This window comes from Actinoplanes sp. NPDC049802 (assembly GCF_040656595.1).
Taxonomy (GTDB): Bacteria; Actinomycetota; Actinomycetes; order Mycobacteriales; family Micromonosporaceae; genus Actinoplanes.
In genome coordinates, this window is sequence record NZ_JBFAMR010000019.1 from 13,291 (window position 1) to 24,452 (window position 11,162).

Here is an 11,162-nt window from a genome sequence, read left to right on the forward strand (position 1 = left end):
CTGGTCCGGGCCGGATCGGGCGGACGGCGCGGGCGGCTGGTCCGGGCCGGATCGGGCGGACGGCGCGGGCGGCTGGTCCGGGCCGGATCGGGCGGACGGCGCGGGCGGCTGGTCCGGGCCGGATCGGGCGGCCGCCGCGGGCGGCGACGCCGATCCGGGAGTCGAGACCGAAACCGATCGTCGCGCCGGTGCCGGCTGCCCGACCTCAGGGTGTGGGACCACGCCCGGGTGGGAGGGCGCGGGCTGGGTGACGCGGTCGCGGAGGGCCTGGCGGCGCAGTTTGCCGCTGGTGGTTCGGGCGAAAACGCCGTTCGGGACCACCTCCACGCGGACGGCGTCGTAGGCGAGGGCCTCGGCGACGCGGGCCCGGACCTGGGCGGGCAGGATGGCGTCGGCGCGGACGGACGGCGCGGACAGGAACACCACCACCCGCTCGCGGCCGTCGACCGGATCGGTCGCGCCGACGACGGCGATCGGGCCGGGGCTCAAGCCGGGGGTGGCGGCGGCGACCTCCTCCAGGTCGGCGGCGTGGAAGGTTCGGCCGTTCACGAACAGCACGTCCTTGTGCCGGCCGGTGACGACGAGCCGGCCGCCACGGAGGAAACCGAGATCACCGGTGCGCAGCCAGGAGCCGTCGCGGGCCGCGGCGGAGCCGGTCTCGTCCCGGTGGTAGCCGCGGGTGACGTTGGGGCCGCGCACCTGGACGTGACCGACCAGGCACTCCTCCAGGTCACCGCCTTCGTCGTCGACGATGCGCAGCTCGCAGCCGGGCACCGGGAAACCGACGTCCATCAGCTCGACGACGGATTCCCCACCGTCGCCCGCCGCCGCCCCTGCCGGTCCGGCGGCGGGCGGCGCGCCGGGAGGCACGCCTGACGGGAGCGACGGCGCGGCCGAAGCGCCAGGCCCGGACGGGGGCGGGCCGGGCAGCGGTGGGTGTTCAGGGACGGTGAGCGCGACGCCGCGGGAGAGGGCGGCCCGGCTCAGGCGGACAGGCACAGCGGGGACGCCGAGCGGCGGGCAGGCGACGGCGACCGTGGCCTCGGCCAGGCCGTAGACCGGTTGCATGGCGCCGGGTGCGAGGCCGGCCCGGCCCAGCCGGGAGCGGAAGGTGCGCCACACGGCCGGGGAGATCGGTTCGGCGCCGACCATGAGAAGGCGGACGCTGCTCAGATCCAGTTCGTCGAGGACCGGATCGGGCACCCGGCGGTTCACCAGGGCCAGAGCGAAGTTGGCGGCCGACAGGACGGTGCCCCGGTGTTCGGCGGTGGCGCGCAGCCACGTCTCGGGGCGTTTGGCGAAGGCGAGCGGGCTGATCCGGATCTGGCGGCAGCGGGCGTACAGCGGGGCCAGATGGGTGCCGATCAGGCCCATGTCGTGGAAGTAGGGCATCCAGGTGACCACGACGTCGTCGCCGGTCACCGCACCGGCCTGGGTGGCCTGTGCCAGGTTGGCGACCACGTTGGCGTGGGTGAGCTCGACACCTTTCGGCGTTCCGGTGCTGCCCGAGGAGAACTGCAGGAAGGCGAGGTCGTCCGCTCGTACCGGGACGGGGGCGGGTAGAGGGGAGGCGGCGCGGAGGTCGCGCGGGGAGAGCAGGGTGGCGCCGGGCGTGGCGAGATCGCCTGCCAGGGGTGGGCGGCCCAGGTGACGCCAGACGGCGGCGAGGCGGCGCGGTTCCGGCGGGAGGGGCACGGGTACGGCGCCCGCGTACACGGCCCCCCAGAAGAGTGCCAGGAAGTCGGCGCTGTCGTCGGCGATGACCGGCAGCGGATCGCCGGCGCCGAGCCCGGCCGCGCGGAGGCCGCCGCCGATGCGCAGGGCGTCGGTGTGCAGTTCGGGGAAGGTGAGGAACCGATCGGGATCGCCGACGAGGACGATGCCCTGATCCGGGGCGACGGTTGCGGCCCGGACCAGCACATCGGTCAGCGTCATGATCATGACCCTACCGAGGGCCGCAAACCCGGCGCCGGCACGTAGGACGCCCGGCCATCCGGCGTGTGCATTTCGGGTCCGCTCCGCGCCCGAAATCCACACACAGAAGACACGGCGCGGATCACCCCGCCACTCCCCACGCTCAGGCGAGACCACCGGCCATCCGGCGTGTGGGTTTCGGGTCCGCTCCGCGCCCGAAATCCACACACACGACCGGGCGCACGGAGCGCGGGCGAAATCCACACGCTGGAGATGACATCTGTCATCCCGGATCGTTGACGGCGGCGACTGCCGTGGTGCGGCGTGCTCGCGAACCATGGTGGGCATGAGCACGCAGACACTGACCCGCGCCGGCACCGCCATCGAGGTGAGCGGCCTCCGCCAGAGTTACGGCGACTTCGAGGCCGTCTCGGGGATCGACTTCACCGTCCCGGCGGGTGGGCTGTTCGCCCTGCTCGGCACGAACGGGGCCGGCAAGACGACCACCATGGAGGTCCTGGAAGGGTTCCGGCCGGCGGCGGGCGGGACGGCGCGGCTGCTGGGCGCTGATCCGTACCGGTCGCGGAAGACGCTGCGGCCCCGGGTCGGGATCATGCTGCAGGAGAGTGGCCTGCTGGGTGATCTGACGGTGGCGGAGACGGTCGACCTGTGGCGTGACCTCTACCCCGCCCCGATGACGCGGGCGGAGGTGCTCGACCTGGTGGGGTTGGTGGACAGGTCGGGCGTACGGGTCAGGCAGCTCTCCGGTGGGCAGAAGCGCCGCCTCGACCTGGCGCTCGCCGTGGTGGGCCGCCCGGAGGTGCTGTTCCTCGACGAGCCGACCACCGGCATGGACCCGGAGGCCCGGATCGCCACCTGGAAACTGGTTCGGGATCAGGTCGCGTCCGGGACGACCGTGCTGCTCACCACCCACTATCTGGAGGAGGCGGAGCGGCTCGCCGACCAGGTGGCGATCATGCACCGGGGTGAGATCCGCGCCGCCGGCACGGTGTCCGAGGTGGTGGCCGGTCACGGCGACCGGATCGCGTTCCGGGTGCCGGCCGACGTCCCGATCGACACGCTGCCCCCGGTCGGCGGCGCCCCGGACATCACGGTCGAGGACGGTCTGCCGGTCGCCCGGTACACGGTGACCGGCGGCGAGCCGGACGGCCGCGCCCACCGGACCGTGGCGGCGCTGCTGGCCTGGGCCGCCTCGCGCGACGTCACCCTGGACCGGCTGTCGGTCCGCCCCGCCTCGCTCGAGGACGTCTTCCTGACCATCGTGGAGGAGAACCGATGACCACCGACCTCAAGCACACCGTCCGGCTGGCCCGGGTCGACATCATGCTGATCCTGCGTAACCGGTCGGCTCTCACCAACGCCGTGCTGATGCCTCTGCTGGTCGCCGGTTTCCTCATCTTCACGGCCCGGGCGCAGGCCGCCGACCAGGTTCCGTTCATGCTGACCGGGCAGGTGGCGACGCTGGCGCTGTTCGCCCCGCTGGTCAACCTGGCCGGTTTCTACACCACCCGCCGGGAGGAGCTGGTCCTGAAGCGGCTGCTCGGCGGGCCCGCCTCGGCGACCGCGATCCTGGGTGGCAGCGCGGTCGGCGCGACCGCCGTCTACCTGCTCCAGGTGATCGCCCTGTGCGTGGCCGCGGTGCCGCTCGGTGTCGGCCTGCCGGAGAACCCGCTGCTGCTGCTGGCCGGGGTGCTGGGGGCGGCGGCCCTGTTCAGCCTGGTGTCGATGGCGATCTCCGGGGTGAGCACGACCGGTGAGATCGCGCAGATCGCGACCGTCCCGTTCATGTTCCTGTGCCTGTTCCTGTCGCCGGCGGTGGTGCCGTTGGACGCCCTGCCGAAGCAGTTGGCCCGGATCGCCGGGTTCCTGCCGATGACTCCGGTGACCGAGCTGATCCGTACCGGTTTCCTCGGCGACGGCGGTGCGGTGCTGCGGAATCTGGGTCTGCTGGCGGTGTGGGTGACGGTCGCCGCGGTGGTGGCCCGGCGGTACTTCCGCTGGGACCCGCGGCGCGGCTGATCGTTAGGGTGTCCGGTATGACCGGTGGTGTGCACAGAGCCCGCAGGATCACCATGTGGAGCCTGTCCTTCACGCTGGTGATGAGCTGTTTCGGCGCGTTCGGCGGGGTGCTGCTGCACGTCGCCGACGAGCGGCCCGAGCCGGTTCACCTGACCGTCGCCCTGCTCGCCCTGATGGTGTTCAACTGGTACGTGTGGCGCCTGATCCGTGCCGTGTCGATCGGCTGGCCGAGGCAGGCCGGGCAGGTCCGCCGCGACACCGTGATCTCCGGCGCCGCCTGCCTGGTGATCCTGATCGCGCAGGACGCCGAGCCGGTCAGCTGGGGGCTCATCCCGATCGCCTGGGTCAGCCTCGTGACGGTCCGCACCGGGCGGCTCGCGACCACGCTGCTGTCCGCCGGCACGGCCACGGTCTGTGTGCTCCTGCAGTGGCTGGACCCCGGACCGCAGAACATTCCGGTCGCGGTGGCCGCCGTCGTCTACGGGATCATGTGCCTGACTCTGCCGTACGCGAACAAGCTCTGGATCTGGATCTTGGATCTGGCCGAGCAGGCGCACGACAGCAAGGACGCCGAGGCGCGGCTGGCGGTCACCGAGGAGCGGCTGCGGTTCGCCCGGGACCTGCACGATCTGGTCGGCCACAGCCTGTCGGTGATCGCCGTGAAGAGCGAGCTGGCCGGGAAGCTCACCGCCATCGACGCGGGCCGCGCCGCCGACGAGATGGCCGCGGTCCGCGGGCTGGCGCAGGACGGTCTGCGGCAGATCCGGGAGGCGGTTCGCGGCTACCGGGTCCTCGACCTGTCGTCCGAGCTGGACAGCGTCCGCGCCATCCTGGAGGCGGACGGGGTGCGCTGCGAGATCGACCTGCCGCCCGGCGAGATCGGCCCGGAGACGGCCGGCCCGTTCGCGTGGGTGGTGCGGGAGAGCGCCACGAACATCCTGCGGCACAGTTCGGCCACCTGGTGCCGGGTGTCGTTGCGGGAGGTCGACGGTTCCGCCGTGCTGGAGGTCGTCAACGACGGCGCCACCGCCGGATCGGGCACGTCCGGCACCGGGCTGGCCGGCCTCGGCGAGCGCCTGGCCGCGATCGGCGGCTCGCTCACCGCTCAACCCACCGGCGACGGCCGCTTCCTGGTCCGCGCCACCGCCCCCATCGGAGTCGCCGCGTGATCCGGGTCCTGCTCGCCGACGATCAGCATCTGATTCGTGAGGCCCTGGCGATGATGCTGGAGTTCGAGGAGGACCTGACCGTCGTCGCCCAGTGCGGCCGCGGCGACGAGGTGCTCACCGCGGTCGCCGCCCACCAGCCGGACGTGATCGTCCTGGACATCGAGATGCCCGGCCTCGACGGGCTCAGCGTCGCCGAACGGCTGCCCGGCCGGGCCATGCTGATCCTCAGCACCTTCGCCCGCCCGGGCCACCTGCGCCGGGCCATCGCCGCCGGGGTGCGCGGCTTCATCCCGAAGGACTCCTCCAGCACCGAACTCGCCACCGCGATCCGCCGCATCCACGCCGGTGGCCGCTACCTCGACCCGGAGCTGGCCGCGTCGGCCATGATGGCCGGCGAGAGCCCGCTCACCGACCGGGAACGCGACGCTCTCGCCCTCGCCGCCGGCGGCGCCTCGGTAGCCGAGATCGCCGGGCGGCTGCATCTCAGCGAGGGCACGGTGCGCAACTACCTCTCCAACGCGATCACCAAGCTGGGCGCCGCCAACCGCATCACCGCGATCCATCACGCTCAGCGGATGGGGTGGATCTGAAAGCCTCATCCGGTACGGGCGAAACCGTCGGCAACCGCAGCGATCCCGTCCCGTGGCGCACCGCGATCCTCTGCCGGGCCCGGCCCGTGCCGCGACCGCCGGGCTGATCCCCCGGTTCCTCAGGAAACCGGCTTGATCTCGACCGGGATCCCGTTGAGCACGCTGTTACCGGACAGCGGGTCGATCACCAGCTCGTCGGTGAGCAGGTTGGAGTTGACACCCGGATGCTCGGCGGCGACCGCCATCCGGGTGCCCGGCAGGTCGTGACCCCAGCCGTGCGGCAGGCTCACCACGCCCGGCATCACCCGGTCGGTGATCTCGGCCCGCACCACCAGCCCACCGGCCCGTGAGGTGACCTGTACGGCATCCCCGTCGGCGACGGCCAGCCGTTCGGCGTCGGCCGGATGGATCTGCAGGGTGCACCGGTCCCGGCCTTTCACCAGGGCCGGGACGTTGTGCATCCAGCTGTTGTTGGACCGCAGATGGCGCCGGCCGACCAGGACCAGGCCGCCGGTCCGTTCCCGGTCGAGGGCCCGGCGCAGCCGGCCCGCCTCGGCGGCCAGTTCGGGGGCGCACAGTTCGACGGTGCCGGAGGCGGTCCGCAGCACGGCCGGGATCCGCGGCTGAAGCGGTCCGAGGTCGATGCCGTGCGGTTCGGCTTTCAGCCGGTCCAGGGACAGCCCGTCCGGGTCGTCCCCGAAACCGTCCCCGTACGCCCCGGCGCGCAGGGCCACGTCGAGCAGCCGTTCCGCCGGATGGTCCCCGGTGACCAGGCCGTGCCGGTCCTCCGGGACCCGGCTCAGCGCCTGTCGCAGCAGCCGGTCGTGGACGAGATCGGGGTCGCTGTCGTCCTGCCCGAGAACGATCAGCATGAGCCGGGCCAGGATGTCGCACTCGTCCGGGACTCCCGGCTCGGGCGGCAGCACCGGCGGCGAGTAGGCGGCGAAGTTGCGCACCGACAGCGCCAGGAAGGTGAAGTCGTAGTGGCCCTTGCGCAGCGAGTCGGTCGGCGGCAGCACCACGTCGGCGTGCCGGGTGGTCTCGTTCAGGTACGGGTCGACGCTCACCATGAAGTCCAGCGTGCCCAGCGCCCGGTCCAGGCGTGCGCTGTTGGGTGTGGACAGCACCGGATTCCCGGCGACCGTGATCAGCGCCCGGACCTGCTCGTCACCGGGTGTCTCGATCTCCTCGGCCAGGGTGGCGACCGGCAGCTCCCCCTTCACCTCGGGCAGCCCGCGGACCCGGCTGTGCCAGCGCCCGGTCCGGAAACCCCTGCCCGGTTTGGCGGCGCCCGACAGGTGCGGTGCGAGCGGGAACATCACGCCGCCCGGCCGGTCCAGGTTTCCGGTCAGGATGTTGACCACGTCGATGAGCCAGCTGGTGACGGTGCCGAACTCGACCGTGCAGGTGCCGATCCGCCCGTACACCGCGGCGGCCGGGGCGGCGGCCAGCTCCCGGGCCAGGCCGCGGATCCGCTCCGCCGGGATCGCGCAGACGTCGGCGACCCGTTCCGGCGGGAAGCCGGCGGCCAGCTCCCGGACCGGCTCGACCTGCGACACATACGAAGGGATGTCGGTGAGATCCTCGGCGAGGAGCGTGTGCACGATCCCGAACAGCAGGTACGCGTCGGTCCCCGGCCGGATCCACAGGTGCTCGTCGGCGTGCTCGGCGGTCCGCGTACGCCGTGGATCCACCACCACGAACCGCCCGCCCCGCGCCTGGATCGCCTTCAGCCGCCCCGGGAAGTCGGCGGCCGTGGCGAGGCTGCCGTTCGACTCCCACGGGTTGGCGCCGAGCATCAGCAGCAGATCGGTGCGGTCCAGGTCGGGCACCGGCATGTTCAGCGGGTTGCCGAACAGGTAGCCGCAGGACACGTGTTTCGGCATCTGGTCGACGGTGCTCGCGGAGTAGACGTTGCGGCTGCCGAGCGACCGGATCAACGGGGCCAGGTAGAGGCCGCCGGACATGGTGTGGGCGTTCGGGTTGCCCAGGTAGAGGGCGACGGCGTGTGCCCCGTACCGCTCGATGACCGGCCGCAACCCGGCACGGACCGCGGCGAACGCCTCCGCCCAGCTCGCCTCGGCGCCGTTGACCAACGGCCGGCGCAGCCGGTCCGGATCGTCGGTGAGCTGCCCGAACGTCGCGCCCTTGGGGCACACGAAGCCGTGACTGAACACGTGCTCGCGATCGCCGCGGGCGGCGACGACCCGATCGCCGTCGATGGACAGCTCCAGGCCGCAGGCGGCCTCACAGAGCGGGCAGGTCCGGTACGCGGTCCGCATGGCCGTCTCCCAACGCTGGGTTACTGGTCGGTATCCTGCCACGCCGAATCCAAGATCGGTGCCGCTGAAAGACCGGCCCGGCCGCCGGACATGAACGGGTGTGGACCTCGTGAACTCCGACTCGCGCCGGGCCCGGTTCGAGCGGCTGGCCCCCGCGGTGATCGACGCCGTGCGCCGCTACCTGGCCCGGCGCACCGATCCGGCGACCGCCGACGACGTGCTCTCCGAGACGCTGCTGATCTGCTGGCGGCGCTTCGACGAGATGCCGGAGGAGTATCTGCCGTGGGCGTACGCGGTGGCCCGCAACTGCCTCGCCAACGCCGACCGGGCCAACCGCCGCCGGTTCCGGCTGATCGCCCGGATCTCCCGGCTGGACCCGCCGCCGGCCGCCGTCGACGGCCCGTCCCCGCCGGACGGCGACCTGGCCGCCGCCCTGGCCCGGATGCGTCCCGAGGACGCCGAACTGCTGCGGCTGTGGGCGTGGGAGGACCTCACCCCGGCCGGGATCGCGGTGGTTCTCGGCATCACGGCGAACGCCGCCTCGATCCGCCTGCACCGGGCCCGCCGGCGGCTGCGCGAGGAACTGCTCGGCTCGGTGCCGCCCAGCTCGCAGCCGTCCAGCTCGCAGCCGTCCAGCTCGCAGCCGCCCGGCTCGCAGCCGTTCGGTGAAAATCCGCCCGATTCCGAGCCGCCGCGAAAGACCGGCCCCGCCGCCGGACATGGAAGGCCGACAGAGGGGAGCCGAACGTGACCGACGACGAACTCCGGGAACGCCTGCGCCGCGCCGACCCCGCCGCGCCGCTGGAACCCGCCTCCCCCGCCCAGGTCGAACACCTCGTGGAGGAAGCCATGTCCCGCATCCACACCCGCCGCTGGGCGCCGCCCGTCGCCGCGGCCCTCGTCCTGCTGGCCGGCGGCACCGCCTGGGCGACCCTGCGCCCGGAAACGGAGACGGTTCCGCCCGCGATCATCTCCGCGGTGCCGTCCGTCGCACCGGTGCCGTCGATCCAGCTCCCGGCCGGCGGGCAGGCCAAATGCGCCGAGCCGAAACCCGAACGGCTGGCCGAGCGGGCCTCCCTCGCCTTCGCCGGCCGGGTCGCCGAGATCGACGGCGACACCGTCCTGATGGAGGTCACCCACAACTATCACGGCGCCGACGTGCCCCGGATCGCGATGAACCAGCCCGGCGGCAACCCCGAACTGCTGCTCGGCGGCGGCGCCTTCGAACCGGGCCGGGAGTACCTGGTGTCCAGCGCCGGCCCGGACGTCCTGATCTGCGGCTACAGCGGCCCGGCCGACACACCCGGGCTGCGCGAACTCTACGAGGCGGCCTTCTGAGCCGGATCGCCGACGACCGGATGACGTAGTCCCGGGTGGTCCGCCGGCAGGCTGCGGCGGATCACCCACCAGCTCACCGCCAGGCACGCGGCGATCAGCGGCCCGGACAGCCCGAGCCGCGCCGCCGCCAGGCCCTCCATCCACCCCGCCTGGTAGAGCGGCAGGAACACGGCGACGCGGATCACGTACTGCATCACCCACACCCAACTGCCCCGCGAATAGGCGCGCAGCAGCGCCGGGTCCCGCCGCCAGCGGGTCCGCTGGCCCAGCACGGTCCCGACCACGATCCCGAGCAGCGGCCACCGGATCACGATGCTGATGATCCAGGCGAGTGCGCTGGCCCCGTTGCTGAGCAACTGCAGCAGGAAGAAGTCCTCCGCCTTGCCGGTGACGAGCGCGATCAGAGCGGCCACACACACCACGAACAGCCCGATCAGCACGGCCCGCGGCTTGTCGCCCTTACGCAGCCGCCACCAGGACACCCCGATCGCCGACAGCACCGCCACGATCGCCCCGGCCCAGATCGACTCCCCGAAGGCGAGCCACCCGGCCACGAACCCGACCGCGGGCAGCGACGCGTCCACCGCGGCCCGCCGCCCATTGAGCAACTCCGCCAACGACTCCGGCTGCGCCATCTCCACCCGCCCCTTGTGAGGTTAGGCCACCCTAACCCTTCCTCACCGAACCCAGAACCCCAGGGCCATTCTTCTGGTACGGGCGCCGCCCACCCACCAGCATCGAGGCTGTTCCGCCTGCTCCCCGCGGCCTCCCCGCCGGGTCCGGCGGGTGCCGCGACCACCGGGCTGACCCCGGTGGCCGCGATGGCCGGGATGGCCGGGCTGACCGCGATGGCTGCGATGGCCGGGCTGACCCGATGGCCGGGCTGGCCGCGGTGGCCGGGCTGATCGCAATGGCCGCGGTGGCCCGGCTCCCCGGGCTCATGGACCCCGGTCAGACCAACCGGAACCGCTCGGCCTCGATCGTGGTGTCGTCGCCGTGCCCGGTGTGCACCACTGTCGCGTCCGGCAGGGCGAGCAGCTTCTCCCGGATCGACTCGACGATCAGCTCCGCGTCCGAGTAGGACCGGCCGGTCGCCCCCGGCCCGCCGTTGAACAGGGTGTCGCCGGTGAAGACGCAGTTCAGCTCGGGAACGTGCAGACAGACCGCCCCCGGGGCGTGGCCGGGTGTGTGCAGCACCTCCAGCACCGACCCGGCCACCTCGATCCGGGCGCCGTCGGCGAGGTCGATGTTCCACCACACCCCGTCACCGTGGGTCATCTCCCACAGCGGCCACTCGGCGGGGTGCAGCAGGATCGGGGCGCCGGTCCGGTCCCGCAGCTCGGGGGCGACGCGGACGTGGTCGTCATGGGCGTGGGTGCAGACGATCGCCCGTACCTGACGATCACCCACCACGGCGAGGATCGCGTCCACGTCGTGCGGCGCGTCGATCACCACGCACTCGTCGTCGTCACCGACCACCCAGATGTTGTTGTCGACGTCGAAGGTCTGGCCGTCCAGGCTGAAGGTGCCCGCGACGACACCGTGATCCACTCGCAGCATTCTCGGATTGTCCGTGAAATTCCCGGGCATCGCTAAGCACTCGCCGGACCGGGTGGTGCGCAACCGGTCGCTGGGCTGCCCGCCGACTCCGGCGCGCTGATCTGCTTCGGCGGCAGCTTCCTCGCCTGGATCCTGCTCCTTGCCGTGACGTCGCTGGTGTAGCTCACAGGTCAGCCAGCGGCCGGTACCGGCGCCGCCAGGCCGCACATCGACCACTCGGCGGCTACGACCAGCGGCTGGCCGAGACCGGGCAGGCGGGTACCGGCGCC

At 72.7% G+C, this 11,162-nt stretch carries 10 protein-coding genes; 6 read left to right on the plus strand and 4 right to left on the minus strand.

Translation table 11 applies throughout. The features are described from left to right. Positions 1–1,935, minus strand: a 1,935-nt coding sequence (locus AB0I88_RS15645; RefSeq protein WP_361023725.1) for an AMP-binding protein, incomplete at its 3' end; no start/stop codon positions are given. 325 nt (positions 1,936–2,260) lie between these two features. Between AB0I88_RS15645 and AB0I88_RS15650 the strand changes: the two genes are divergently transcribed. From AB0I88_RS15650 to AB0I88_RS15665, 4 genes are read left to right on the plus strand one after another with little or no spacing between them, the layout of a single operon-like run. Continuing rightward, positions 2,261–3,214: an ABC transporter ATP-binding protein gene (locus tag AB0I88_RS15650; RefSeq protein WP_361023728.1), complete on the plus strand. Its 954-nt coding sequence runs from the start codon at positions 2,261–2,263 to the stop codon at positions 3,212–3,214. Beyond that, entirely contained in the window at positions 3,211–3,954 is a 744-nt protein-coding gene (locus AB0I88_RS15655) for an ABC transporter permease (protein ID WP_361023731.1), read from the plus strand. The genes AB0I88_RS15650 and AB0I88_RS15655 overlap by 4 nt, the downstream gene beginning before the upstream one ends. Before the next feature lie 17 nt (positions 3,955–3,971). Beyond that, positions 3,972–5,123, plus strand: a complete 1,152-nt coding sequence (locus AB0I88_RS15660; protein ID WP_361023734.1) for a histidine kinase — start codon at positions 3,972–3,974, stop codon at positions 5,121–5,123. Further along, a complete protein-coding gene (locus AB0I88_RS15665; protein WP_361023737.1) occupies positions 5,120–5,713 on the plus strand; it encodes a response regulator transcription factor in 594 nt (197 codons plus the stop codon). The genes AB0I88_RS15660 and AB0I88_RS15665 overlap by 4 nt, the downstream gene beginning before the upstream one ends. Before the next feature lie 119 nt (positions 5,714–5,832). Here the strand turns inward: AB0I88_RS15665 and AB0I88_RS15670 are convergent, their stop codons facing one another. After that, positions 5,833–7,995, minus strand: a complete 2,163-nt coding sequence (locus AB0I88_RS15670; protein ID WP_361023740.1) for a molybdopterin oxidoreductase family protein — start codon at positions 7,993–7,995, stop codon at positions 5,833–5,835. 109 nt (positions 7,996–8,104) lie between these two features. On the opposite strand from AB0I88_RS15670, the gene AB0I88_RS15675 reads away from it, so the two are divergent. Beyond that, positions 8,105–8,746, plus strand: coding sequence for a sigma-70 family RNA polymerase sigma factor (locus AB0I88_RS15675; protein WP_361023743.1), 642 nt, complete (start codon positions 8,105–8,107; stop codon positions 8,744–8,746). Further along, positions 8,743–9,333: a hypothetical protein gene (locus AB0I88_RS15680; protein WP_361023746.1), complete on the plus strand. Its 591-nt coding sequence runs from the start codon at positions 8,743–8,745 to the stop codon at positions 9,331–9,333. Before AB0I88_RS15675 ends, AB0I88_RS15680 begins: the two co-directional genes overlap by 4 nt. On the opposite strand, the gene AB0I88_RS15685 is transcribed toward AB0I88_RS15680, so the two are convergent. Both AB0I88_RS15685 and AB0I88_RS15690 read right to left on the minus strand, forming a co-directional pair. Continuing rightward, positions 9,315–9,968 carry a DUF3159 domain-containing protein gene (locus AB0I88_RS15685; protein ID WP_361023989.1) on the minus strand — a complete coding sequence of 218 codons (654 nt, stop codon included), beginning with the start codon at positions 9,966–9,968 and terminating at the stop codon, positions 9,315–9,317. The two genes, AB0I88_RS15680 and AB0I88_RS15685, sit on opposite strands and share 19 nt — an antisense overlap. A gap of 316 nt (positions 9,969–10,284) precedes the next feature. After that, entirely contained in the window at positions 10,285–10,893 is a 609-nt protein-coding gene (locus AB0I88_RS15690; protein ID WP_361023749.1) for an MBL fold metallo-hydrolase, read from the minus strand. Between the last annotated feature and the right edge of the window lie 269 nt (positions 10,894–11,162).

Excerpts from the sequence above, each read along its gene's own strand:
- AB0I88_RS15650 (WP_361023728.1), top strand. The coding sequence starts at position 2,261 with ATGAGCACGCAGACACTGACCCGCGCCGGCACCGCCATCGAGGTGAGC.
- AB0I88_RS15655 (WP_361023731.1), top strand. The coding sequence starts at position 3,211 with ATGACCACCGACCTCAAGCACACCGTCCGGCTGGCCCGGGTCGACATC.
- AB0I88_RS15660 (WP_361023734.1), top strand. The coding sequence starts at position 3,972 with ATGACCGGTGGTGTGCACAGAGCCCGCAGGATCACCATGTGGAGCCTG.
- AB0I88_RS15670 (WP_361023740.1), bottom strand. The coding sequence starts at position 7,995 with ATGCGGACCGCGTACCGGACCTGCCCGCTCTGTGAGGCCGCCTGCGGC.
- AB0I88_RS15685 (WP_361023989.1), bottom strand. The coding sequence starts at position 9,968 with ATGGCGCAGCCGGAGTCGTTGGCGGAGTTGCTCAATGGGCGGCGGGCC.
- AB0I88_RS15690 (WP_361023749.1), bottom strand. The coding sequence starts at position 10,893 with ATGCTGCGAGTGGATCACGGTGTCGTCGCGGGCACCTTCAGCCTGGAC.